Origin of the sequence: Bradyrhizobium sp. ORS 285, assembly GCF_900176205.1 — a bacterium.
Classification (GTDB): domain Bacteria; phylum Pseudomonadota; class Alphaproteobacteria; order Rhizobiales; family Xanthobacteraceae; genus Bradyrhizobium.
The window spans coordinates 1403341-1429866 of the sequence record NZ_LT859959.1; the positions used below are offsets into that span (position 1 = coordinate 1403341).

Sequence of the window (26526 nt, forward strand, 5' to 3'; positions counted from 1 at the left end):
CTTCGTCGCTTCGCTCCTCGCAATGACGGCAGACACATAGGAGACACACCATGCTCAAAGAAATCCGTCCCGCCATCTTCGTCCTGCTCGCCCTCACGCTCATCACGGGCCTGATCTATCCGCTCGGCATGACCGTCGTCGCCGGCACCATCTTCCCAGCTCAGGCCGAAGGCAGCCTGATCACGCGCAACGGCGAGGTGGTCGGCTCCGCGCTGATCGGTCAGGAGTTCAAGGACGACAAATATTTCCACGGCCGGCTCTCGGCGACGACAACCGCCGATCCGAACGACTCCACCAAGACCGTGCCGGCGCCCTACAACGCCGCCAACTCCTCCGGCTCCAATCTCGGCCCGACCAGCAAGGCGCTGGCCGATCGCGTCAAGGAGGACGTCGACAAGCTCAGGTCCGAGAACCCCGCGCAGGCCGTGCCGGTCGATCTGGTGACGACCTCGGCGAGTGGCCTCGATCCGGACATCTCGCCAGAGGCGGCGCTGTTCCAGGTCCCCCGCGTCGCCAAGGCGCGCGGCATTGCCGAGGATCGCGTGCAGGCGCTGGTGGCGAAAAACACCGATGGGCGGCTGATCGGCCTGCTCGGCGAACCCCGCGTTAACGTGCTTGCGCTCAATCTGGCGCTCGATGCCGCAACGGCAACCAAGTAACGGTCGAGTGAGGTCGCCCGGGTCCTCGTCTTGGTATCAAGATCTTGGCCTCGGGGGACCTCCGTCTATAATGCCGCATGGCCAGCCAACGCCGCGATCCTGACCAGCGTCCCTCGCCGGAAGCCCTGCTCGAAGCAGCCCGGCGGGAGGACAGTCCTGCCGGCAAGCTCAAGATCTTCGTCGGCGCCGCCCCTGGCGTCGGCAAGACCTATGAGATGCTGTCGAGCGCGCATGCCCGGATGAAGGCCGGCGTCGATGTGGTCATCGGCTTCGTCGAGACCCATGGCCGGATCGAGACCGAGGCATTGGTGCGTGGCCTCGAAGTCATTCCGCGCAAGCGCATCAGCTACAAGGACCAGGTCGTCGAGGAGATGGACCTGGACGCCGTGATCGCGCGCCGCCCGAAGCTCGCGATCGTCGACGAGCTCGCCCACACCAACGCCGCCGGCAGCCGGCATCCCAAGCGCTATCTCGACGTCGAGGAGCTGCTGTCGCACGGCATCGATGTCTACACGGCGGTCAACGTCCAGCACATCGAGAGTCTCAACGACGTCGTCGCCCAGATCACGCATGTGCGGGTGCGCGAGACCGTGCCGGATTCGATCCTCGATCGCGCCGATGCGATCGAACTGATCGACCTCACGCCCGACGATCTGATCCAGCGGCTGAAGGAGGGCAAGGTCTATGTGCCCAAGCAGGCCGAGCGCGCGCTGGAGCATTATTTCTCGCCCGGCAATCTGACCGCGCTGCGCGAGCTCGCGCTGCGCCGGACCGCCGAGCGCGTCGACGAGCAGCTGCTCAACCACATGCAGGCCAACGCCATCGCCGGCCCGTGGGCGGCCGGCGAGCGCATCCTGGTCTGCGTCTCCGACGATCCGCGCGCCGCGAGCCTCGTGCGTTACGCCAAGCGATTTGCCGATCGCGTCCATGCGCCGTGGACGGCGGTGACGATCGAGACGCGGCGCAATCTTCAGCTCAGCGACAAGCAGCGCGACCGGCTTGCCGATACGCTGCGGCTGGCGGAGACGCTGGGCGGCGAGGCGCTGACGATCCCCGGCGTCGGCCGGCGCATCGCCGACGACCTGATCGGCTTCGCGCAGGCTCACAATGTCACCCAGATCGTCATCGGCAAGTCGAGCCGCTCGCGCCTGTTCGAGATCCTCCGGGGCTCGGTGGTGCATGATCTCGTCCGTCGCGCCGGCAATATCAGCGTCCACGTCATCGCCGGCGACGAGCCGGCGGAGGCGGCGGCAGCCTCCGTGCAGACGCGGCCGCGCAGCGATCCGCTGCGGCCGAAACCCTATGCGATGGCGCTGCTGTTCTCGTCATTCGGTCTGGGCCTGGCCGAGCTGATCCAGCCGTTCTTCGGCATCGAGAACGTCGACCTCGTGTTCCTCACCGCTGTTGTCAGCGTCGCCGCGCGCTATGGGCTGGGGCCGTCACTGCTCGCCAGCGTCGTCTCGTCACTCTGCTACAATTTCTTCTTCCTGCCGCCGCTCTATACGTTCACGATCACCGATCCGACCAACATCGCCGCGTTCTTCTTCTTCATGCTGATCGCGATGCTGGTATCCAACGTCGCGGCCCGCGTGCGCGCGCAGGCGGATACCGCGACCTTGCGCATCCGCACCACCGAGCAGCTCTACGCCTTCAGCCGCAAGCTCGCAGGGACAGCCACGCTCGACGACGTGCTGTGGGCGACGGCCTATCAGGCCGCGCTGATGCTGAAAGTACGCGTCGTACTGCTGCTGCCGCAGGACGGCAAGCTCACCGTGATGGCCGGCTATCCGCCGGAGGATCAGCTGGATGACGCCGACCTCGCCGCCGCGAGCTGGGCCTTCGCCAATGATCGTGCCGCAGGCCGCGGCTCCGACACCTTGCCGGGCGCCAAGCGTCTGTTCCTGCCGATGCGCACCGGCCGCGGGCTGATCGGCGTCATCGGCATCGACGATGACCGCACCGGGCCGCTGCTGACACCCGACCAGCGCCGGCTGCTGGATGCGCTGGTCGACCAGGGTGCGCTGGCGATCGAGCGCGTGCTGCTGGTCGAGGACATGGACAAGGTCAAGCGCAGCATGGAGCAGGACCGGCTGCGCTCGGCGCTGCTGACCTCGATCTCGCACGATCTCAAGACGCCGCTGGCCTCCGTGCTCGGCGCGGCCTCGACGATGCGCGATCTCGCGACGCGGCTGTCGGATCGCGAGAAGCTCGAGCTTCTCGCGACCGTCATCGACGAGTCCGAGCGGCTGAACCGTTTCATCGCCAATCTGCTCGACATGACGAAACTCGAATCCGGCGCGATCAAGCCGAACAGCGCGCTGCACGATCTCGGCGAGATCGTCGGCAGCGCGCTGCGCCGCGCCGGCAAGATCCTCGCCAGTCACAAGGTGTCGCTCGAGCTGGCTTCCAACCTGCCGATGGTCGAAGTCGATGCGGTGCTGTTCGAGCAGGTGCTGTTCAACCTGCTCGACAATGCGGCCAAATACGCCCCGCCCGATACGTCGATCGCGATCCGCGGCTTCAGTGATGGCAACTGGATCGTGCTCGACGTCAGGGACGAGGGCGACGGCATCCCGGCCGCCGAGGTCGAGCACGTGTTCGACAAGTTCTACCGCGTGCAGAAGGGCGACCAGGTGCGGCCCGGCACCGGGCTGGGGCTCGCGATCTCGCGCGGCTTCATCGAGGCCATGCATGGCCGTATCGTCGCCGGCAACCGCACCGACCGGCGCGGCGCCGTCCTCACCATCCGCCTGCCGGTGCCGGCGCAGGCCAAACCGCTGGACACCGCCGCATGACAGGCGCTCCCATCAAGGTGCTCGCCATCGACGACGAGCCGCCGATCCGCAAACTGCTGCGGATGGGGCTGGCGACGCAGGGCTACGAGATGCTGGAGGCGCCGAGCGGCAAGGTCGCGCTCGAGAAGCTCGCCGAGGAGCCGTCGCTCATTATCCTCGATCTCGGCCTGCCCGACATCGACGGCCACGAGCTGCTGCGCACCATCCGCGCGCGCAACGAGAGCATTCCCATCGTCGTGCTGTCGAGCCGCGGCGACGAGGCGGGCAAGGTCAAGGCGCTCGATCTCGGCGCCGACGACTACATCACAAAGCCGTTCGGCATGGACGAGCTGCTGGCCCGCCTGCGCGCGGCGCTACGTCATCAGTTACAGGTGCAGGGCGAACGCCCGGTGTTCCGCACCGGCGATCTCTCGGTCGATCTCGTGCGGCGTATCGTCAAGCTGGGCGACCGCGAGATCAAGCTGTCGCCGAAGGAATACGACCTGCTGCGCGTCCTGGTGCAGCACGCCGGCAAGGTCCTGACGCATCGCTTCCTGTTGAAGGAGCTGTGGGACGAACTGACCGACGCGCAATACCTCCGCGTCTACGTCCGCCAACTCCGCCAGAAGATCGAGACCGACCCCGAGCGCCCGCAATTCGTTCTGACCGACACCGGCATCGGCTACCGCCTGCGCGCGCCGGATTAGTGCTTCTTCACGACGGCGAGCCGCGCCTTGTGATGGAGATGCGCCTTCCGACCGATGAATGCCGAACTACGTCAGCACGCACGCTGCGCTCCCTCTCCCCGTTCTTACGGGGAGAGGGTTGGGGTGAGGGGCAGCCGCACGGGCGGCGCAGGCCAACATGCGAGAGCTCTCCTATTGCATTAGTTCCTCCAAATCGGAACCTTCCTCTCCTCTCGTGATTGCCGTGCTGTCACAGGGAGACCATGTTGATGGCAAAGACAGCACGCAAATATTCGAAGGGCGCCTCCAAGGACGTCGAGCGCGCGATGAAGAAGCGCAAGGCCGGCACGCTGAAGAGCGGTGGCTCCGGCCGCAAGGTCAAGAGCCGCAAGCAGGCGATCGCGATCGGCCTCTCCGAGGCACGCCGCGAAGGCAAGAAGGTGCCTGCGAAGAAGAGCGCGAAGTCGTCGGCGAAGAAGACGGCCAAGAAGTCGGCGAAGAGTTCGAGCAAGAAGAGCACGAAGAAGACAGCGAAGAAGAAGTCGTCGAAGAAGAGCTGACAGGTGCGCTCATCCGCGCCACGCGCGTCGTGACGCGCAGTCGTCGCCCAGTCCTCCGCTGTCGTCCCGGCGAACGCCGGCACCCATAACCACAGGGAGAAGTAATTGGGCGGGATGTCCGCCAGTCTTGTCTCACCACAATCGCCGCGGAGTATGGATCCCGGCGTTCGCCGGGATGACGGCGGTGGGCGTGGGCGCACTCGCGTTAAAGCACCCTGTAGCCCGGATGAGCGGAGCGACATCCGGGTTCTCACGAACGATCTACGTGATCCCGGATGTCGCTGCCCTCATCCGAGCTACGGGGTCATCACCCCGCCTTGCGCTGTCGCGCCGCGGACCGATGCGCCTTCTTCGCCGGACGGCGATGCGGCGGCGCGCGCCGCGACGGTGCGGGTGACGCCTTCTTCCCACCCTTGCCCAGGCTCTGCTTCAGCGCGTCCATCAGGCTGACGACGTTGTCCGACTTCTCCTCCGGCTCCGGCAGCTTGATCGGTTTGCCCGAAGCCTTGCGCTTGACCAGCGCCTTCAGCGCGGTCTCGTACTGATCCTTGAACTCCGACGGCTTGAAGTGTGCGGCCTTGGTCTGCAGGATGTGACCGGCCAGCTCGACCATGTCCTTGGTGATCTTCGGCGACTTGATGTCGTCGAAGAACTCGGCCTCGTCGCGCAGCTCATAGGGGAAGCGCAGGGTGGTGCCGAGCATGCCCTTGCCCATCGGCTCGATCGCGATGATGTGCTCGCGATGCGTCAGCACGATGCGCGCCAGCGCGACCCGGTCCTGGTCCTTCATGGCATCTCGGATCACCGCAAAGGCGTCGATCGCTGCCTTCCCGTCGGGGGCGATATAATAGGGGTGGTTGAGATAGCGCTGGTCGATCTCGTCGCGCGGCACGAAGCTGTCGATGTCGATCGTATGGTTGCTCTCGATCTGGACCGCTTCCAGCTCCTCCGGCTCGATCTCGACATACTGCCCCTTGGCCAGCTCATAGCCGCGGCCCTTCTGATCGCCCTCGACGATGTCGCCGGTCTCGGCGTCGATCATCTGCTGCTTGAGCCGGTTGCCGGTCTCGCGGTTGATCAGGTGAAACCGCGTCTTCTCCACCGAGGTGGATGCCGGATAGAGCACGACAGGACAGCTGACGAGCGAGAGTTTAAGCGAGCCTTTCCAATAGGCGCGGGGGGCCATCCGTGATCTCCGTGGCGGTGAGGACGGCGTTGCAACGGATAAGTCGTCGTTGCGGTTCCTTGTGTTGGGGGTCTGGAAGTAGCGAGCACTGACGGTGGCTCCGGGGGGGGGCGCTCGTTTGTTACTCGTCATGGCCGGGCTCGTCCCGGCCATCCACGTCGTTCGGCGAACGCTGCTCGGCGTGGATGCCCGGGACAAGCCCGGGCATGACGACGGTGAGAGCGCGGGTCGCCACAGAATCGGTGCGGCGATGCACTTGTTGCCCGTCGGGTTACTATGTCGCACCAGCTCTCCCTTGCCACGTCGGGCAAATCAGACCGATCTTTCCGCGCATCCCGCCTCATGCAGAGGGCGTACGCGTCGTCACGATACGTGGAGTGTGGGAGGCGATGGACGAGACGGCAGCGTGCGCTTGATGCGCGGACGAGCGCTGACTCTCGGACGCGAAGTCGCGTGGTCCTGGCGCCCCGATGCTGGCGTCAAGCCTGTGCTGCTGACGAGGCGCACGGGCGACGGTGACTACAAGCCGGACACCGGGGAGAGCGCGAAGTAAGCGTTAACTCCATCGCGCAGGGAAGGCCGGTTGAGGGCCGTACCTGTGGTGACTGCCGCCTGCTTTTTGTCTGCAGGCGGGCCATGGGCCGCGGTCAGCACCCGGCCTTCCCTGCACCCTCTCGCTTGCGCAAGAGGGCCGACGGCAGCAACACCCGGGCTCGTCGAGCGCTGGGAACACGGAACTTTGCCCGGTGTTATCCTTCGGATCGGCCGGTTTCACCACTCCGCCGGCTTTGCTACGCTACCGCTGAACGCGAGGGATGACCGTGGCGCTCAAGAAGCTTTCCACCTACCGCAAGAAGCGCGATTTCGAAAAAACGGCAGAGCCGTCCGGCGATGCCAAGGTCGCGCCCGCAGCGCGGCCGCGCTTCGTGATCCACAAGCACGATGCGACACGACTGCACTACGATCTCAGGCTGGAATTCGGCGGCGTCTTCAAGTCGTGGGCGGTAACCAAGGGTCCGTCGCTCGATCCGCACGACAAGCGGCTCGCGGTCGAGGTCGAGGACCATCCGCTGGACTACGGCGATTTCGAAGGCACCATTCCCGAAGGCGAATATGGCGGCGGCACGGTGATGCTCTGGGACCGCGGCTATTGGGAGAGCGAAGATCCCGAACGCGGCTTCAAGAAGGGCGACCTGAAGTTCACGCTGGAAGGCGAGAAGCTGCATGGCAGCTGGGTGCTGGTGCGGATGCGCAACGACCGAACCGGCGGTAAGCGCACCAATTGGCTGCTGATCAAGCATCGCGACGAGTTCGCCAGGGAAGGCGAGGCCAACGACATCATCGAGGCCGACAAGTCGGTCGCGTCGGGACGCTCGATGGAGCAGATCGCGGCCGGCAAGGGCAAGGCCCCGAAGCCGTTCATGCTGGCCAAGACGCAGCGCATGGATGCCGACGCGGTGTGGCACTCGAACCGCAGCGAAGGTGAAGCGAAGTCGAAGGTTTCGACCAAGGCCTCATCGCCGAAGGCCGGGGCGGCAAAGGGGAGCGCTGCCAAGGGGAGCACTGCAAAGCCTCGCGCTACGAAGACGGCCGAGCCGAAGACCGTCGCGTCGCTGCCGGACTTCGTGCCGCCCGAGCTCTGCACCTCTGTCGCGGCGCCGCCGAGCGGCGAAGGCTGGGCGCACGAGATCAAGTTCGACGGCTATCGCGTGCAGATCCGAGTCGAGGACGGCCAGGCGACCTTGAAGACGCGCAAGGGTCTCGACTGGACCGCAAAGTTCGGCGCGATCGCGCAAGCCGCGGCCAAGCTGCCGGATGCGATCATCGATGGCGAGATCGTCGCGCTCGACAAGGACGGCAATCCGAACTTCTCCGCGCTGCAGGCCGCGATCTCGGCCGGCCAGACTGACGAGCTGGTGTTCTTTGCCTTCGACCTGATGTTCGTCGAGGAGTTCGACCTGCGTCGTCAGCCGCTTCGTGAGCGGAAGGCACGCCTTGCGAAGCTGCTGAAGGCGAACATCAAGGGCAAGACACCTCGCATCCGCTATGTCGAGCATTTCGAGAGCGATGGCGAGGCGGTGCTGGACTCGGCGCGCAAGCTGAACCTCGAAGGTATCGTCTCGAAGAAGCTGGATTCCGCCTATCATTCCGGACGCACCGAGAGCTGGACCAAGGCCAAGACAAGGCCCGGCCACGAGGTGGTCATTGGTGGCTGGAAGACCACCAACGGCAAATTCCGCTCGCTGATGGTCGGCGTCAACAAGGATGATCACCTCGCTTATGTTGGCATTGTCGGCACCGGCTTCGGCCAGGACACGGTGAAGGAGATCATGCCGGCGCTGAAGGCGGCGGCGGCCGAGAAGAGTCCGTTCAGCGGCAAGAACGCGCCGCGTGGGGCGCGCGAGGTGCATTGGCTCAAGCCTGAACTGGTGGCCGAGATCGAGTTCGCCGGCTTTACCGGAGACGGCAACGTCAGGCAGGCGTCGTTCAAGGGACTGCGTCAGGACAAGCCGGCGCGCGAGGTCGTCGCTGAGGAGCCGGTTGTCGAGGCCAAGGTGACGAAGCCGGTGGCGCGCGCCGCGGCCACGGTGGCGACCGGAGGGACGACGGTGCACAAGACACCGTCGCGATCCAAGAGTTCGGCGATGGTCATGGGCGTCGCGATCTCGAAGCCTGACAAGGCGCTGTGGCCGGACGCCGGCGACGGTGAGCCCGTGACCAAGCTCGACCTCGCCAACTATCTGGAAGCCGTCGGCGACTGGATGATCGATCATATCAAGGGGCGGCCGTGCTCGATCGTGCGTGCGCCGGACGGCATCGGCGGCGAGCGGTTTTTTCAGCGCCACGGCATGCAGGGCATGTCCGATCTGCTCGAACTGGTGAAGGTGTCCGGTGATCGGAAACCCTATCTGCAGATCGATCGCGTCGAGGGACTGATCGCAGTGGCGCAGGTCGCCGCGGTCGAGCTCCATCCGTGGAATTGCGCGCCCGATGCGTATGATGTGCCGGGACGCCTGGTGTTCGATCTCGATCCGGCGCCGAACGTCGCCTTCGAGGAGGTGATCGCTGCGGCCAAGGAGATGCGGCAGCGGCTGAAGACGCTTGGCTTGGAGAGCTTCTGCAAGACCACCGGAGGCAAGGGCCTGCACGTCGTGACGCCGCTACTGCATGGCGCGCGCGACAAGGTGACATGGCCGGAAGCGAAGGCGTTTGCGCAGGGGGTGTGCCAATGGATGGCCAATGACAGCCCCGACGACTACCTGCTCAACATGTCGAAGAAGCTGCGCAAGGGAAAGATCTTCCTCGACTATCTGCGCAACGACCGGATGTCGACCGCGGTCGCGGTGCTGTCGCCGCGGGCGCGTGAGGGCGCGACGGTGTCGATGCCAATCACCTGGGCGCAGGTGAAGAATGGGCTCGATCCCAAGCGCTACACGGTTCGCACCGTGCCGGGGCTGCTCGCGAAAACCAAGGCGTGGGACGGTTACGATGATGCGGCCGGAGCGATCAAGCCGGCGATCAAGAAGCTGACGGACAAACTGTAAGAGGTTGTTAGGACGTTCGGGCAGACATGGTTTGCGCCACGTCTGCCCGAAGAAGTCTCACAGGTGAATTAGATTCGTCCGAGCAGCACGAGGATCAGCACGATGACGATGATCAGGCCAAGGCCGCCGCCGCCGTAATAGCCCGTGCCGTAGAACGGGCCGCCGCCGATGCCGGAGAAGCCGCCGAGCAGGGCGATGATGAGAATGATGAGGATGATCGTTCCGATGGACATGTAATTCCCTCCAGAGCCCGGCAGCGGGGCGGTGCGTCACTCTGCCTTCGCCGAGGAAACTGGTCGGAACTTCGAAAGTTCCGGGAATGGATCAGGTAAAATCGGGTGTGTGGCTTTGCGGTCGTGATCCGCCGTGACTACATCAGGACGGTTGTTAGTCAGGAGATCGCGATGTCAAGACCGCTTGTCGTTTCCATTCCGCATCGCCTCGGCAAAGACGAGGCCGTGCGCCGGCTACAATCAGGCCTGAGCCGTGCGGCGAGCACGCTTCCCGTGCTCAGCGTCGATGAGGAGCGCTGGGAGGGCGACAAGATGTTTTTTCGCGTGCGTGCGCTCGGCCAGGCGGCGTCCGGGCACGTCGAGGTGGCCGAGGATCGGGTTCAGGTCGAGGTCACGCTGCCCTGGCTGCTGCAGCGCTTTGCCGAAGTCGCGCAGAACGCCATCCGCAGCCGCGGACAGCTGTTGCTGACGAAGAAGAGCTGATCAGCTCTGCGGCGCCAGGGCGGGAGCCTTCTGGACGCCGGGATTGGAGGAACTTTCCACGCGAGTTGGGAGCAGCGCGGCCGGAAGGTGAGTGAACAGCGCGGAGACGGGGAGACCGCCGTTCTGGATCGCGGGAGCGGAATAGCCCGGCAGGTGCACAGTCGCATCGAACGCATCCGCATGCGGCCAGACCCGGCCGCTGTCCGTGAACGGCGCCAGAGTGCGGGCGACAACCACAATCACCGCCTCGCGGCCGCGGCGGCGCGCAAAGGCAACGATGTGCTCGGCGTGTCTGCCAGTGACCTCGAGCGGCTCGTAGGAGCCGTCCGTGAACACCGCAGCCAGCTCGTTGCGCAGCTTGATGAGCTGTCGCGTCCAGGCGAGCTTGATGCGTCCGTCGGGCCAGTGGTCCGCGAGGGCAGCCCAGTCCGGCGCCTCGCTCTCGCGCAGCGCCTGCTCGCGCGCGGCAAAATCGACCGGGCGGCGATTGTCGGGATCGACCATCGAGAGATCCCAGAACTCGGTGCCCTGGTAGAAATCGGGCACCCCCGGCATGGTTGCCTTCAGCGTCAGCTGCGTCAGCGAGTTCAGCGCACCGAGCAGCGCCACGCGCTTGGCGACGGTCTCCAGGGACTGCAGGAACTCAGCCGAGCGCTCGCGATCGAGAATGCGTTCGATGAACGTCCGCAGGCCGTTCTCATACGCCTCGTTCGGATTGAGCCAGCTGGTCTCCTCCTTGCCCTCCCGCGCCGCCTTCAGTGCGTAGGCCTGCAGCCGTTCGGCAAGGCTCTCGTCGGGACCGCTCACCGGCCAGATGCCGACCAGGGTATGGTAGAGCATGTATTCGAACGTCGCCGAGGGCGCGCGCATGGTGCCGTCGGTGACGACATGCGGTGCGTTCATGGTCTTCCAGCGTGCCACTGCCGAGGTCCAGTCACTGGGCAGTTCGGTGAGCGACGCAAGGCGCGTGCGGGCATCCTCGCCGCGCTTGGTGTCGTGGGTGGCGGTCGCCGTCATGCCGTGCGGCCAGTGCTTGGCGCGAGCCTGCATCAGCTTGTGGAAGTCGCCGACGGCCATCGCATGCGCCGACGGATCGCCGCCGACCTCGTTGAGCGCGAGCAGCCGGTGGAAGCGGTAGAAGCCGGTGTCCTCCAGCGACTTCGCCATCATGGGACCGGTGAATTGTTGTACCTTGAGCGCGAAGCGGCGGACGCGCGGGACGGAATGCGTGGTGCTGCGGTCGCGCTTGATCAGATCCATGGTCAGCGCGTCGCGCAGGAAGTCGAAGATCGAGCCATCGGACGCGAACCATTCGGCCCGCGCGCCGGCGATGGCATGGTCGATCAGCTTGCGATCGGCCTCGGTCGGGCCCGCGTTTGTGAGATAGGTGCGATAGACCGGGAAGTGCAGTACGTAGAGTTCGAGCGCCTGGCGGAGGCTGTCCTCGGAATAGTCGCGCGTGGAGTAATGACCGTTGGCGATTCGCGCGAGCAGGCGCGTCAGAACGGTGAACTCGGAGGTCAGCAAGGTCTCCAGCACGCGCCGCTTGGCTTCCTTGATGACGGGCGCGAGCTTCGGCGGCTTGTTGCTGATCTGGCGCCAGATCTCGTCGAGCGGCTCCAGCCCCTTGCCGTCGATCAGGAGCTGGGTGATGACGTTCATCCACTCGTAGCCCGTGGTGCCGTGCACGCCGGCGAAGCTCGGCAGCTTCTCGTGCTCGCAGAGAATCTTCTCGATCACCACGTAGAACGGACCCACCGCCGGTCCGCGCGCGTCGCGAATGAGACGGCGCAGGCGCTGGAAGTATTGCGCGGGATCGCGCAAGCCGTCGATGTGGTCGAGCCGCAGCCCCTGCAGCTGGCCATCGGCGATCAGCTTCTTGACGAGTCGGTGGATCGCCTCGAACGTGCCGGCATCCTCGACGCGCAGGCCGGCGAGCGTATTGACGTCGAAGAAACGCCGATAATTGATGTCGCTCGACGCCAGCCGCCAGTGGCCCAATTTGTAGTGCTGCCGCTCCAGCAGATGGTGCAGGGCCAATGTCTGCGCGGGGCGGTCTTCGCCCGCTTTGTAGGCAGACAGGCCCTGGGCGATGACATCGGCCGCACCCGGGATGGCTTTGAGGGCTGCCTTGAAGCTGGGCGCTTCCTTGCGGTTGGGGCGGCGCAGGCCGGGGTAGCGCGAGGCGAGCTCCAGGATCGCCTTGCCGCTCTCGCTGCTCTCCTCGCCGGCCTCCTTGACGATGATGCGCAGCATCTCGCCATAGCGCTCCGGCGCGATCGGCAGGCGATGCTCGAAGTACCAGCAGGAGAACGAGCCTTCGTCCGGATCGTAGCGCAGCTCGATGTCGCCATGCTCCAGCGCGTGGCCGTAGGAGGTGCCGATGATCGGCAGCAGCACGCCGCCGCGCGCGCGATAGGGCAGCTGGTCCCAGTCGATGTCGAACGAGGCCGCGTGCGGCGAGGCCTGGCCCCATTCGAGCACGTCGAGCCACCACGGATTGTCGTCGAAATGCACGCCGACATGGTTGGGCACGAAATCGAGGATCAAGCCGAGGTCGTGCGCCTTCAGCGCCGCGCTCAGCTTGGTGAATCCGTCCTCGCCGCCGAGCTCGGGATTGAGCTTCGAATGATCGGTGATGTCGTAGCCATGCGTCGAGCCCTTGCGCGCCTTCATGAAAGGCGAGGCGTAGACATGGCTGATGCCGAGCGCCTTCAGATAGGGGACGACGCGCGCGGCCGCTTCAAAATTGAAATCGGCGGTGAGCTGCAGGCGATAGGTCGCGAGCGGAATGGCTGGAGGCATGGTTATCCTCCAACGCTCCAGAACACCGACCAGGCCGGCAGACGATCGCCCGGCGTGCCGCCCCAGATCGGCGTGCCCGCGCGCGCACTCGCGTCCCCCGCGATCTCCTTGTCGGAGACGTTGGCGAGCAGGCGGAGCATACTGCCGTCGCCCATCACCCAATGCGCGCTCAAGCGTCCGTCGTCGGTGACGTCGGCTTTGCCGAAGCTCGCGCCCGGCAGCCGGGGTGCCACGTGCTTGTGCCTGGTGGTGAGCAGATCGCGCACCAATGCGAGGCGCTCACGGCCGGGCGACTCGTTGCGGGCGTCCCAATCGATGATCGCGGACTTGAAGGTCTCGATGTCGAGAGGATCGGGCACATCGTCGCCGTACTTGGCGTACGCCCACTCATATTCCTTGCGGCGTCCCTTGCGCACGGCGTTTGCGAGGTCGCCCTGGAAGTCGCAGAAGAACGGGAAGGGTTGCTTCGAGCCCCACTCCTCGCCCATGTACAGCATCGGCACGGTCGGCGCGAGCAGGGTCACCGCGAGCGCGGCCGCGATGCCCTCCGGTGGTGCCAGCGCCTCGAGGCGGTCGCCGAACACGCGGTTGCCGATCTGGTCGTGGTTTTGCAGAAAATTGACGAACGCGCCGGGGGCCAGATGACCGCTCGGCTCACCGCGGGGATCGCCGCCCCAGAACGCCGCCGGTTCGCCCTGGTAGACGAAGCCGGAGGCGAGCGCACGCGCCAGTCCGCTGCGCGGCGATTGCTGGTAGTCGCCGTAATAGCCGCCCGTTTCGCCGGTCAGCATCACGTGCCAGACGTGGTGATAATCGTCGTTCCACTGCGCGCGAAACTTGCCGCGCGGCGGCTCTTCCGCGGAGTCCAGCATGCTGGCGCGATTGTCGCCATTCTCCAGCACGAGATGGATGTGCCGTCCGCTCTGCTCGACCAGCTTGCCGACGGCGGCGCTGAGATCGTGCAGCATCGGGATCTCACCCTCATTGGAGAGGATGTGGTTCACGGCGTCAAAGCGCAGACCGTCGAAGCGATAGTCGGTCAGCCAATGCAGCGCGTTCTCGATCGCGAAGGCGCGCACCTCCGGCTTGCGGTAGTCGATGGCGCTGCCCCATGGCGTGTGCGCATCGGTGAAGAACGTCGGCGCATAGCGGCCGATGTAGTTTCCTTCCGGCCCGAAGTGATTGTAGACAACATCGAGGAAGACCATCAGCCCGCGCAGATGCGCCTCGTCGATCAGCGTGCGCAAATCGTCGGGACGGCCATAGAGGCTGTCAGGCGCATACAGCAGCACGCCGTCGTAGCCCCAGTTGCGGGAGCCGGCGAAATCCGCCAGCGGCATCAGCTCGAGCGCGGTGATGCCGGTGTCGACGAGATGATCGAGCTTGTCGATCATAGCCCGATAGGTGCCGTCCCGGGTGAAGGTGCCGACATGGCTTTCGAGGAAGACCGCATCCTGCCACGGCCGCCCGCGCCAGGCGTTCGAGCGCCAGGCATAGGCGCTGTGATCGATCACTTCGCTCGGACCGGACACGTCCTCCGGCTGGAAGTCGGAACCGGGATCGGGAACGTCGAGCTCGTCGTCGATGCGGAACTTATAGCGTGCGCCCGCGCCCACGCCGGGCACATCCAGCGTGTACCAGCCGCCGTCGCGACGCTGCATCTCGTGCCGGCCGTCGAGCACCAGGTCGACCCGCTTGGCGGCGGGGGCCCAGAGACGAAAGGTCGTGCCGCTCGCGGTGATCTCCGGTCCGAACTGCCGTGCGCTCATGACAGGCCCGCATACGCCAGAACCGAGCGGGGCGGCGCCTTCAGGTCAGTCCCTGCTGCGAAGTCGGCCGGCTTCTGCTGGGCTTGGGTGGTGTCGAGAACCTGTTGCCAAATCTTGGTTTCGGCGAGCTTGGGCAATTTGAATCCGATCTCTTCGGGGGCCGCGTTCAGAACGATAAAGATCGGAGCCTGCTCCTGTTCCACCGGAGCGAGCACATAGGCGAGAAATCGTCCGTCGGGAAAGGTCCAGTCGGTTTGCGTCATCTCCTCTGCCGAAGGTGTCAGCCAGAGCACGCCGAAACTGCCATCCGAGCGGCGGCCGTCGAGCCAGCGGCGCGCGCGGATCTGGCCGAAGCGGCGGCGCAGCTCGGTCATGTGCGCGATGAATTCGATCAGATCATCGCCCTCGCGACCCATGCCGCTCCAGTCGACCCAGCCGACCTCGTTGTCCTGGCAATAGGCGTTGTTGTTGCCGGCTTGCGAGTTGCCGACCTCGTCGCCTGCGAGCAGCAGCGGCAGGCCTTGCGCGAGGAACAGACAGGCGAGCTGGTTCTTGCGCGACTGCCGGCGCCGCGCATTGATCGTGACGTCATCGGTCGGCCCTTCGTGGCCGAAATTGTTGCTGTGGTTGTCGTTGGAGCCGTCGCGATTGTCCTCGCCATTGGCTTCGTTGTGCTTGCTGTTGTAGGCGAAGAGATCGGCCAATGTGAAACCGTCGTGGACGGTGACGTGGTTGACGCTGGCGCGCTGGGTCCGGCCGTCATGGTTGAAGATGTCGGACGAGCCGGTCATGCGGCTCGAGACCTCGCCGATCAGGCTGCCTTCGCCGCTCCAATAGCGGCGCATGGCGCTGCGGTAGCGGTCGTTCCATTCCGACCATTGCGAGGGGAAGGCGCCGACCTGATAGCCGCCGAGACCGACGTCCCAGGGCTCGGCGACCAGCTTGACGCCGGACAGCACCGGGTCCTGGCGGATCGCGGTGAGAAACCCGCTGCGCCGGTCGAAACCGTGCTTCTCGCGCGCGAGCGTGGTGGCGAGGTCGAAGCGGAAGCCGTCGACATGGCAGACCTCGACCCAGTAACGCAGCGAGTCCATCACCATCTGCAGCACGCGCGGATGCGTGAGGTTCACCGACGAACCGCAGCCGGTGAAGTCGTCGTAGAAGCGGGGATTGTCCGGCTTCAGCCAGTAGTAGGACGCATTGTCGATGCCGCGATAGCACAAGGTCGGCCCGAGATGGTTGCCCTCGGCGGTGTGGTTGTAGACAACGTCGAGCATGACCTCGATGCCGGCATCGTGCAGCCGCGCCACCGTGGTCCTGAAGGCATCGAGCGGATTGTCCTGGGCGTAGCGTTGCTCCGGCGCGAAGAACGAGATCGTGTTGTAGCCCCAATAGTTGACCAGCTTCTTCTCGACCAGCATGCGGTCGTCGATGAAGGCGTGGATCGGCAGCAGCTCGATCGTGGTGACGCCGAGCCGCTTGAGATGCTTGATCATCGCCGGCGACGACAACCCGCCATAGGTCCCGCGTAGATTGGGAGGCACGTCGTCGCGCTTGTTGGTCAGGCCCTTGACGTGGGCCTCGTAGATGATCGTGTCCTCCCACGGGATCTGCGGCCGCATCTCGCGCCGGCCCCAATTGAAGGTCTCGTCGATGACGACAGCCTTGGGCATGCCGCGGGCATTGTCGCGGCGGTCGAAGGAGAGGTCCTCGCGCGGCGAGCCGGCGCGATAGGCGAAATGCGCATCGCTCCAGACCAGGCGCCCCGCGAGCCGCTTGGCGTAGGGATCGAGCAGCAGCTTGTTGGCGTTGAAGCGATGGCCGCGCTCCGGCTCGTAGGGGCCGTACACGCGATAGCCGTAGAGCTGGCCGGGGGAGACGTCGTTGAGGTAGCCGTGCCAGACATCCTCGGTGCGTTCGGGCAACTCGATCCGCTCGATCTCTCGGCGGCCCTGGCTGTCGAACAGACACAGCTCGACCTTCTCGGCATTGGCGGAGAACAAGGCAAAATTGGTCCCTCGCCCGTCCCAGGTGGCACCGAGGCGGGCGTGACTTCCTGCGGCCAGACGCATCGCATCAGGCTTCCGGGACGAGAAATACCGCTGCCATGGGCGGGAGGATGAGGTTGAGGTGCTGATCTTCAGAGGCATGGACCTGGCCGACATTGCCGACATTGCTGCCGCCATAATGCGAGGAGTCGGAGTTGAAGACTTCCCGCCATGTGCCGCCGAGCGGCGCGCGGACCCGGTAATTGTAATACACGTTGGGCGAAAAGTTCACGACCACGACGCAGCGGGCGCGGTCATCAAAGCCTTTTCTCACCCAAGCGAACACGTTGCGGTCAGAATCGTCGGTGATCAGCCACTCGAACCCTTCCGGCTCGCAATCGCGCTCGTGCAGGGCCGGCTGGTTGCGGTAGAGGTGGTTGAGGTCGCGGATCAGGGCCTGGATGCCGGCATATCGCTTGTCGCCGAGCAGATGCCAGTCGAGCGAGGTGTCGTGATTCCACTCCCGCTCCTGGGCGAGCTCGCAGCCCATGAACAGGAGCTTCTTGCCGGGATGGCCGAACATGAAGCTGTAATAGGCGCGCAGGTTCGCGAAGCGCTGCCAGTCGTCGCCGGGCATGCGGCCGAGGATCGAGCGCTTGCCGTGCACGACCTCGTCGTGCGACAGCGGCAGGATGAAGTTTTCCGAAAAGGCGTAGTGCAGCCCGAACAGGATCTCGCCGTGGTGATATTTGCGGTGGATCGGATCCTTGCTGACGTAGCGCAAGGTGTCGTGCATCCAGCCCATGTTCCACTTGTAGCCGAAGCCGAGACCGCCGGTGTCGACCGGGCGGGATACCTGCGGCCAGGCGGTGGATTCCTCGGCTGCGGTGGTGGCCTGCGGGAAGTGGCCGAACACGTCGATATTGGTCCGGCGCAGAAACTCGATGGCTTCGAGGTTTTCGCGGCCACCATATTTGTTCGGGATCCAGCCGCCGGATGGTCGGCTGTAGTCGAGATAGAGCATCGAGGCGACGGCATCGACGCGCAGGCCGTCGATGCCGTAGCGCTCGAGCCAGAACAGCGCATTCGAGCGCAGGAAATTGGCGACTTCGGTGCGGCCGAAATTATAGATCAGGGTGCCCCAGTCGAGGTGCCGGCCCTGCATCGGGTTGGCGTGCTCGTACAGCGCGGTGCCGTCGAAATGGCCGAGGCCGTGCGGATCGTCCGGGAAATGCCCGGGCACCCAATCCAGCCACACCGCCAGGCCCTCGCGATGGCACGCATCGATGAGCGCGCAGAAATCCTCAGGGCTGCCGAACCGGCTGGTGGGTGCGTACAGGCCCGTGGGCTGATAGCCCCAGGAGCCATCGAACGGGTGCTCGTTGATCGGCAGGAATTCGACGTGGGTGAAGCCCATGTCGCGCGCATAGGCCGGCAACTGCTCAGCGAGTTCGCGATAGGTCAGCCACTGATTGTTGTCCTTGCGCCGCCAGGAGCCGAGATGCACCTCGTAGATCGAGACCGGCTTGTTGAGCTTGTTGATGTCATGCGGCGCCGGGCGCGGCCGCGGCAGGCACGTTTCGTCGACCACGATCGAGGCCGTCTTCGGACGCATTTCGGCTGCGAACGCCATCGGATCGGATTTCAGCGGCAGATGCTCGCCCTGCGGGCCGATAATGTCGAACTTGTAGTGATCGCCAGCCCTCGCGCGCGGGATGAACAGCTCCCAATAGCCGTTGCCGCGCACCCGCATCGGATGCCGTCGTGCATTCCAGAAGTTGAAATCGCCGACGACGCTGACGCGCCGTGCATTGGGCGCAAGCACGACGAAGCCGACCCCGTCGACACCGTCGATCACCATGGGGTGCGCGCCGAGCTTGTCGTAGAGCCGCTCCTGATTGCCTTCGCCGAGGAGATGCAGGTCGAAATCGCTCAGGATGGGCAGGAAGCGATACGGGTCTTCCAAATCGGTGACGGCATCGCCGAACGTGGCGCGCAGCTTGTAGCGCTGCATGGACGACATCGTGCCGGTGAAAAGGCCCGCGTCATGGATGCGCGCCAGCGGCGCCACTTCGCCGTGCTCGCCCACGACCTCGACCCGGGAGGCCTCCGGCAGAAACGCGCGCACGACGGTCCTGCCGTCGACATTGTGCTGACCGAGATAGCGAAACGGGTCGGCATGCCGACCCTCGATGATCGCAAACGCCTCGGGAGAAAGATGGGTCATGAGGACTCGCTGGCAGGTGCTGACTCGGAGAGGACGCGAAGCAGATTGCCCAGCGCGACGCGCAACCAATCCGGCCGGTGGGCCAGATCATATTCGAGTGCTCCGAGCGCTTTTTCCAGCAGGAAAAAGTTAAGGAGCGCCTGCGCTGCGCGCGGATCGTTCGGCCACAGCGGCTCGGTGGCCCTGATGTCGCGATAACCAGACAGAAAAGCCGCGGTCGCCTGATCGCGCCACTCTGCGAGCGCCGCAGCAAGCCTGCCGTGATCATCCGGGGTGGCTCTCATGGCGCGGTCGAGCGCGACCCGAACGGAGCAGTCGATCGAGCGCAGGAAGCCGGCGATGTCCCGGGCCGGCGGCGCCTTCCGGCGGCGCTCCGCCAGCGGCTGCTCCTCGTCGCCATCGAAATCGATGATGACGATGTCGTCCTTGACGATCAGCATCTGCCCGAGATGGAAATCGCCATGCAGGCGAATGTCGCAGCCGGCGACACCGGGCGGGATCAGATGGCTGAGCCGTTCCGACAACTCGCCGCGCTTGGCGAGCACCTGGTCGGCCAGTCCCCGTTCGGGATCCTTGAGGTGATCGCGGCGCTCGCTCAGGCTGGCGAAGATGCGGCCGGCCTGAGCCTGGAGCCGGTCGATCCAATGGTCGAGGGCGTCCGTCGTGGTCGGCTCGGGAGCGAAGTCGGCGATGTCGCTGCGCGAGGCGAGCGCCGCATGCAGCTCGCCGGCCCGGCGGCCGGCCTGGGTCATGTAGCGCAGATAGGGCGGCAGCTCCTCGCTCTGCCGTTCGTCGCCGCTCGCGGCGAACACGCGCTGGTCGTCGATGTAGCGATCGAGATAGGCGGCGGTGACGGTCCAGCCGTCGCCCTGGTTTTCGACGAAGCCATGCACTGCGCCGACGGTGCGCCGCTCGTCGTCCTGGATCACCTCGACGCTGCCGAGCAGCGGCGGCACGTTGGAGAAGTGAACGATCTCGGTGAGGAAGCGGCCGACATCGATTTCGGGATGAGGGCCTGTCTCGAGCTCGCGATAGATCTTGATGAAGAATTCGTTGTTGACCACGGCCTTGCTGCTGCAGCGGTCGGTCTCGATGACACGCACCTGCTCGGACTCGCGGATTGGCTTGTCGGGAAAGCGCGAGGTCGGACGGAATTCGAGCCGTATCCCGTTCTCCTCGACCGTCAGCGACTGCGCGAGATTACGCAGCAGCAGCGCGAGGAAGATGGGATTGGTGGCCGCATCCAGCAGCGTGCCCTCGCGGGCACCCTGGCGGACGGCTGCGAAGGCCTGCGGATTGTAGCGCTCGCGGTCGAAGCGGACCCATTCGATCTGCATCGGCAGGAGGTAGCGCAGCTCGTCCTTGCGTTCGGCGGATTTGAAGAAGATCAGCCACGGCCGATTGTCGCCGATGTCGCAGAACGGGATCGCTGACGTCAGCGTCGGATGAATCGTCTCCGGCGCGCGTTCGGGGTACCAGCGCGTGCGCGCGAGGTGGCCGGGCAGCACGTCGCGCTCGAACAGGCTGCGGGTGCGCGCCAGCGATACCCAGGTCGAGCCGAGCGGCACGACCAGCGTCTCGAATTCCGGTACGGCGCGCTGAACGACCGGCTCGGACTTGTCGCGCTCCTTGAGCTGGAACCAGTAGAAGCCGTAAGGCGACAGCGTGATCATATAGGGAAGCTCGCCGATCGCGGGGAAGCGCGAGCGGCCGAGCATTTCGATCGGAATGCGATCCTTGAATGCGGAGAGATCGAGTTCGGTCGCCTGCGCCGAGCGCGACAGGTTGGCGACGCAGAGGATGACCTCGTCCTTGTACTGCCGCACATAGGCCAGCACCGAGCGGTTTGCCGGGCGGATGAAGGTCATGGTGCCGCGGCCGAAGGCAAGCGTCGACTTGCGCACCGAGATCAACTTCTTGGTGGCGTTGAGCAGCGACGACAGGCTGCGTGACTGCGCCTCGACGTTGACGGCCTCGTAGCCATAGACCGGGTCCATGATCATCGGCGCGTACAGCCGGGCCGGGTCGGCGCGCGAGAAGCCGCCATTGCGGTCGGGCGTCCACTGCATCGGCGTGCGGACGCCGTTGCGGTCGCCGAGATAGATGTTGTCGCCCATGCCGATTTCGTCGCCGTAATAGATAATCGGCGTGCCCGGGAACGACATCAGAAGCGAGTTCATCAGCTCGATCTTGCGCCGATCATTGTCCATCAGCGGCGCCAGCCGCCGGCGGATTCCGACATTGATGCGCGCGCGCGGATCGTTGGCATAGGTCGACCACAGATAATCGCGTTCGACATCCGTCACCATTTCGAGCGTCAGCTCGTCATGATTGCGCAGGAACAGCGCCCATTGGCAGCTCGAAGGGATATCCGGCGTCTGGCGCAGGATGTCGGTGATCGGGAAACGATCCTCCTGCGCGATCGCCATGTAGATGCGCGGCATCAGCGGGAAGTGATAGGCCATGTGGCATTCGTCGCCCTGGCCGAAATATTCCTGCACGTCCTCCGGCCACTGATTGGCTTCGGCCAGCAGCAGCTTGTCCTTGGCGTAATTATCGAGCTCGACGCGCAGGCGCTTGATGACGGCGTGCGTCTCGGGGAGATTCTCGTTGTTGGTGCCGTCGCGCTCGCAGAGATAGGGAATGGCGTCCAGCCGGAAGCCGTCGACGCCGGCATCAAGCCAGCGCTTCATCACCTGGATGATGGCGTTGACCACCCGCGGATTGTCGAAGTTCAGGTCCGGCTGGTGCGAGAAGAAGCGGTGCCAGTAGAACTGGCCGGCCTCGGGATCCCAGGTCCAGTTCGACTTCTCGGTGTCGGTGAAGATGATGCGTGTGCCCAGATATTTCTGGTCGGTGTCGCTCCAGACATACCAGTTGCGCGCGCTCGATCCGGGCGGGCTGCGGCGCGCGCGCTTGAACCAATGGTGCTGGTCCGAAGTGTGGTTGACCACGAGCTCGGTGATGACGCGCAGGCCGCGGCGCTGCGCTTCCTGGATGAAGCGCTTGAACTCCTTCATCGTCCCGAAATCGGGATTGATGCTGCCGTAATCGGCGATGTCGTAGCCGTCGTCACGGCCGGGCGAGGGATAGAACGGGAGCAGCCACAGCGCGGTGACGCCGAGGTCCTGCAGATAATCGAGCTTCTCGGTGAGGCCGGCGAAGTCGCCGATGCCATCATTGTTGCTGTCGGCGAACGCCTTGACGTGCAACTGGTAGATGATCGCGTCCTTGTACCAGAGGCCGTCGCCATCGGTCTCGGTCTGGAGGCTCGGGGCGTCCGGGGATGACATCACGTTCATGAAGCCCTCACACCGAAGAGAGAAGAAGAAGGGATCGGCTGTGGTCGGAGGCGCGCCGGCGCCGCCAGATGCGGCTCTCCTCAAAAGAGGGCAGAATAGGGGAGAAAGCGCCGCGGACGATGACGCTCTCGAACGTGTGCGGAAATTTGTTCACGGTGATGCCATTGACAAGAAAACAGTGTCCCGGTTCGCTAGGAACCGGAACCACCCGATACAAAGCCGCAGTCCCGGTTTTTGTTCCCCAAGGAACGAGGGCCAACGCGGCGCGTTAGGGGCCTATCCTCTTGCCGTCCCACAACATTTTCACGACGTGCGACCCTCGCGACGTCAGAACGCGTGCCGAATGGATCTCTACAGCCAAGCTCATAGTCTCGGAATCCTGACAGAATTCTACGACGGTCAGGGGAATCGCCGCGTCACCGACGAGGCGGCACTCGAGATCATCGTCGAGGCCTTCCCGAGGGCCACGCCGCACCAACTTCTGAACGGCGCGGTCGTGATTCGCTCCGGTCAGCCGGCGCGCAGCCGCCTCAACGAGGCGGCCAAGCTGCCGGTCGCATGGACGATCAGGCGCGGAGATGTCGCGGTTGCGCATGGTGAGGCGCAGGAGCTCTCCCTGGAATGGCCGGACGATCTCCCCATCGGCAGCTATCGCGTGGAGCTCGCCGACGCCTCGTCGTGCCGCGACGAACTGCCGCTGCTGGTGACGCCGGACAAGGCCTTTACCGGCGAATTCGATCGCGTCTGGGTGCTGGCCGTGCAGCTTTATGGCATCCGGTCACGCCGCAACTGGGGCATGGGCGATTTCACCGATCTTGCCGACCTGATCTCGCTGTGCGCCAAGCTCGGTGCCGATGGTGTCGGCCTCAACCCGTTGCACGCGCTGTTCGACGACCGGCCCGGCGATTTCAGCCCTTACGCGCCGAACAGCCGGCTGTTCCTCAATGCGCTCTATGTCGATGTCGAGCAGGCGCCGGGCTTTGCCAACGGGCCGGACAGCAAGAGTCTGGAGCCGCTGCGGCAGGCCGAGCTGGTGGATTACAAAGGCGTCGCGGCGTTGAAATGGCCTGCCTTGCGCGCGGCGTTCGATGCGTTCATGGCCGCGCCGAGCAGTGCCGACGCCGCCGAGTTCAAGGCCTATCGCGCCGAGCGCGGCGACCTCCTGGCGCGTTTCACCTGCTTCGAGGTGTTGCGCCATCGCTTCCAGAAGCCGTGGTGGGAATGGCCGGAGGAGTGGCGGCAGCCGGACGCGGCGCGCTGCGCGGCGCTGCTCAATGGTCCTGACAGCCGCGAGGCCGACTTCGTCGCCTATGTGCAATGGCTCGCCGAACGGCAGTTGCGCCATTGCAAGGACCTCGCGCATCGCCTCGGCATGAAGGTCGGGCTCTATCTCGACGTCGCAGTAGGCGTGCAATCCGACGGCTTCGATGCCTGGAACGAGCAAGGGTCGATCTCGCGCACGCTGTCGGTCGGCGCGCCGCCCGATCCATTGAACACCGTCGGGCAGAACTGGGGGCTTGCCGGCTTCAATGCACCCGGGCTCGAGTTGAAGAACTTCGAGCCGTTCCGCGAGATGATCCGGGCCTCGATGCGCCACGCCGGCGCGATCCGGCTCGATCATGTGCTCGGATTGAAGCGGCTCTATCTGGTCCCACATGGCTTTCCCGCCAAGCAGGGTGCCTATGTGCAGATGCCGTTCGATGCGCTGCTCGCCGCCACCGCAATGGAGAGCATCGCGAACCGGTGCATCGTCATTGGCGAGGATCTCGGCACGGTGCCCGAGGGGTTTCGCGAGCAGATGGCCGATTGGGGCCTTTGGTCCTACAAGGTGATGATCTTCGAGCGTGACGACAGCGGCCGCTTCCGCGACCTCGATTATTATCCGCCCAACGCCCTGGTCACGCTCAATACGCACGACCTTTCGACCTATGCCGGCTGGCGGTCCTTCGGCGATCTCAACACCAAGCGCGGCCTCGGCATCGATCCCGGCGAGACTGACCAGGATCGCTGGCGGGCGCTCGGCCTGTGGGACGAGGTGCTGCGCCAAAACGGCATCGCGACCAACGACGTTCTTGCCGCGATCGGCTTCCTGTCGCGGACGCGGTCGCGCCTGCTCGTGGTTTCGATCGAGGATCTGCTTGGGGTCGTCGACCAGCCGAACATCCCGGGCACGATCGACGAGCATCCGAACTGGCGCCGCAAGATCCCGGTCCCGATCGAGGACATCGCCGCGAGCACCAGTTTGGAGGCTTTACGGACCGCGACCGCCGAACGGATCAGCGCTGCCGGCGTTTAATATAGGAGGTGCGGGCGGGGGGCATTTGCACATGGATGTGGAATGTCCTGCAGGATCGAAGATTACGCGCTGATTGGTGATTGCGAGACGGCGGCGCTGGTGAGCCGCAACGGGTCGATCGACTGGCTGTGCTGGCCGGCGTTCGACTCGGACGCCTGCTTCGCGGCGCTGCTGGGCGATCACAGCAACGGCCGTTGGCTGATCGAGCCGCGCGACGAGGTGAATTCGAAGACCCGTCGCTATCGCGGCGACAGCCTGATCCTCGAAACGCGGTTTGAGACGGAAACGGGCACGGTCGAACTGATCGACTTCATGCCGCCGCGCGGCAGCGCCTCCGATGTCGTGCGGCTGGTGCGCGGCGTGTCGGGCAAGGTCGCGATGCGCATGGACATGATCATCCGCTTCGGCTTCGGCGTGGAGATCCCCTGGGTGAGGCGCTCCGAGGACCGCTCGGCGCTGCTCGCCGTGTGCGGGCCTGACATGGCGGTGCTGCATACGCCGGTCGCGACGCGCGGCAAGGACATGACAACCGTCGCGGAGTTCGAGGTCGCCGCCGGCGAGACCGTGCCGTTCGTGCTGACCTATGGCGCGTCGCATTTGCCTCCTCCCAGGCCGATCGACTACGAGCAGGCGCTTCGCGACACCGAGGCGTTCTGGTCGGACTGGTCGCGCCGCTGCACCTATCAGGGCGATCATCGTGATCTCGTGATGCGCTCGCTCGTCACGCTGAAGGCGCTGACCTACGGCCCGACCGGCGGCATCGTCGCTGCACCGACGACGTCGCTGCCGGAGAAGCTCGGCGGCTGGCGCAACTGGGACTATCGCTTCTGCTGGCTGCGCGATGCGACGTTCACGCTGCTGGCGCTGATGAACTCCGGCTATACCGAGGAAGCTCTGGCCTGGCACAATTGGCTGCTGCGGGCGGCCGCCGGCGCGCCGGCTCACATGCAGATCATGTACGGCATCATGGGCCAGCGCCGGCTCACCGAATGGGAGGCGGGATGGTTGCCGGGCTATCAGGGCTCTCAACCGGTGCGGATTGGCAACGCTGCTCACGCCCAATTGCAACTCGACGTCTATGGCGAGTTGATCGACGCGTTTCATCAGGCGCGCATGACCCGGCTGAAGCTGAACGACGGCACCTGGGCGCTCGAACGCGCGGTGATCGATCATCTCACCGATGTCTGGGACCAGCCCGATCACGGCATCTGGGAGCGCCGGGGCGACGGCCGGCACTACGTGTTCTCCAAGGTCATGACCTGGGTTGCCTTCGACCGCGCCATCAAGAGTGCCGAGCGCTTTGATTTGGAGGCGCCGCTGGAGCGCTGGCGGCGGCTGCGCGACACCATTCACAGTGACGTCTGCGAGAAGGGCTACGATGCCAGCCTGGGCAGCTTCGTCGAAGCGTACGGATCGCAGCTGCTCGATGCCAGCCTGCTGCTGCTGCCGGCAGTCGGCTTCCTGCCGTGCTCCGATCCGCGCATCCGCGGCACCATCGCGGCGATCGAGCAGCATCTGGTGCGCGACGGTTTTGTGCTGCGTCACGATCCACGCGAAGTGTCATCACAAGAGCAGCAGCCGATCGAGGGCGCTTTCCTTGCCTGCACCCTGTGGCTGGCGGATGCTCATGTGCTGTCCGGCGACGTCGCCAAGGCGGAGACGCTGTTCCAGCGCGTCGTCGACATCGCCAACGATGTCGGACTGCTCGCAGAGGAATACGACATCGATGCGCGCCGGCAGACCGGCAACTTTCCGCAGGCGCTGACGCATATCGCGCTGATCAACACGGCGCAGAATCTGAGCGGCGCCAGGACAAAGAGCGACAAGCCGGCCAAGCAGCGCTCGGACGCGTGAGCCGGCAACAGATCGAAACGTGAATTGTGAACAAGATTGGAGTGGGTGTTGCCTGCAGCCCTCCGCGGCCTCAGTCTCACCTCTCCCCATCGGGGAGAGGTCGGCGCGCAGCGCCGGGTGAGGGGGTCCATCCGCGCGATCACCCTCACTTGATCCCCT

General features: G+C 65.1%; 15 protein-coding genes. 8 read left to right on the forward strand and 7 right to left on the reverse strand.

The annotated features are described in order from the left end of the window. Positions 1-50 precede the first annotated feature (50 nt). The 4 genes from BRAD285_RS06210 to BRAD285_RS06225 all read left to right on the forward strand — a co-directional run bounded on the left by BRAD285_RS06210 (position 51) and on the right by BRAD285_RS06225 (position 4679). Positions 51-659 (forward strand): K(+)-transporting ATPase subunit C, encoded by a 609-nt coding sequence (locus BRAD285_RS06210; RefSeq protein ID WP_006614029.1) that lies wholly within the window; start codon positions 51-53, stop codon positions 657-659. 77 nt (positions 660-736) lie between these two features. Continuing rightward, positions 737-3454, forward strand: a complete 2718-nt coding sequence (locus BRAD285_RS06215; RefSeq protein ID WP_006614028.1) for a sensor histidine kinase KdpD — start codon at positions 737-739, stop codon at positions 3452-3454. Then, on the forward strand, positions 3451-4140 hold the full coding sequence (locus BRAD285_RS06220; protein ID WP_006614027.1) for a response regulator: 690 nt from the start codon (positions 3451-3453) through the stop codon (positions 4138-4140). The genes BRAD285_RS06215 and BRAD285_RS06220 overlap by 4 nt, the downstream gene beginning before the upstream one ends. Positions 4141-4388: 248 nt before the next feature. Continuing rightward, positions 4389-4679 (forward strand): DUF6496 domain-containing protein, encoded by a 291-nt coding sequence (locus BRAD285_RS06225; protein ID WP_006614026.1) that lies wholly within the window; start codon positions 4389-4391, stop codon positions 4677-4679. 307 nt (positions 4680-4986) lie between these two features. Here the strand turns inward: BRAD285_RS06225 and BRAD285_RS06230 are convergent, their stop codons facing one another. Next, complete coding sequence (locus BRAD285_RS06230) at positions 4987-5865, reverse strand: Ku protein (RefSeq protein ID WP_006614025.1); 879 nt, start codon at positions 5863-5865, stop codon at positions 4987-4989. Positions 5866-6686: 821 nt separating this feature from the next. Here BRAD285_RS06230 and ligD point away from each other — a divergent pair. Then, positions 6687-9410 (forward strand): DNA ligase D, encoded by a 2724-nt coding sequence (gene ligD / locus BRAD285_RS06240; RefSeq protein ID WP_006614023.1) that lies wholly within the window; start codon positions 6687-6689, stop codon positions 9408-9410. Positions 9411-9478: 68 nt separating this feature from the next. Here the strand turns inward: ligD and BRAD285_RS06245 are convergent, their stop codons facing one another. Then, positions 9479-9643, reverse strand: a complete 165-nt coding sequence (locus BRAD285_RS06245) for a DUF3309 family protein (protein ID WP_006614022.1) — start codon at positions 9641-9643, stop codon at positions 9479-9481. A gap of 171 nt (positions 9644-9814) precedes the next feature. Here BRAD285_RS06245 and BRAD285_RS06250 point away from each other — a divergent pair, with 171 nt between their 5' ends. Then, positions 9815-10126, forward strand: coding sequence for a polyhydroxyalkanoic acid system family protein (locus tag BRAD285_RS06250; protein WP_006614021.1), 312 nt, complete (start codon positions 9815-9817; stop codon positions 10124-10126). On the opposite strand, the gene treY is transcribed toward BRAD285_RS06250, so the two are convergent. Genes treY through treS form a run of 5 tightly spaced genes read right to left on the reverse strand, consistent with a single transcriptional unit; the run spans position 10127 to position 22217 of the window. Continuing rightward, positions 10127-12931: a malto-oligosyltrehalose synthase gene (gene treY, locus BRAD285_RS06255; RefSeq protein ID WP_006614020.1), complete on the reverse strand. Its 2805-nt coding sequence runs from the start codon at positions 12929-12931 to the stop codon at positions 10127-10129. It abuts the gene before it with no gap. A gap of 2 nt (positions 12932-12933) precedes the next feature. Then, positions 12934-14700 carry a malto-oligosyltrehalose trehalohydrolase gene (gene treZ, locus BRAD285_RS06260; RefSeq protein WP_006614019.1) on the reverse strand — a complete coding sequence of 589 codons (1767 nt, stop codon included), beginning with the start codon at positions 14698-14700 and terminating at the stop codon, positions 12934-12936. Then, positions 14697-16772 carry a glycogen debranching protein GlgX gene (gene glgX, locus BRAD285_RS06265; RefSeq protein WP_006614018.1) on the reverse strand — a complete coding sequence of 692 codons (2076 nt, stop codon included), beginning with the start codon at positions 16770-16772 and terminating at the stop codon, positions 14697-14699. Before glgX ends, treZ begins: the two co-directional genes overlap by 4 nt. A 4-nt stretch (positions 16773-16776) precedes the next feature. Then, entirely contained in the window at positions 16777-18915 is a 2139-nt protein-coding gene (gene glgB / locus BRAD285_RS06270) for a 1,4-alpha-glucan branching protein GlgB (RefSeq protein WP_006614017.1), read from the reverse strand. Continuing rightward, positions 18912-22217 (reverse strand): maltose alpha-D-glucosyltransferase, encoded by a 3306-nt coding sequence (gene treS, locus BRAD285_RS06275; RefSeq protein ID WP_006614016.1) that lies wholly within the window; start codon positions 22215-22217, stop codon positions 18912-18914. Before treS ends, glgB begins: the two co-directional genes overlap by 4 nt. A 343-nt stretch (positions 22218-22560) precedes the next feature. Between treS and malQ the strand changes: the two genes are divergently transcribed. Continuing rightward, entirely contained in the window at positions 22561-24513 is a 1953-nt protein-coding gene (gene malQ, locus BRAD285_RS06285; RefSeq protein ID WP_006614014.1) for a 4-alpha-glucanotransferase, read from the forward strand. Between the two features lie 42 nt (positions 24514-24555). Next, positions 24556-26367 (forward strand): glycoside hydrolase family 15 protein, encoded by a 1812-nt coding sequence (locus BRAD285_RS06290; RefSeq protein ID WP_006614013.1) that lies wholly within the window; start codon positions 24556-24558, stop codon positions 26365-26367. Positions 26368-26526: the final 159 nt, after the last annotated feature.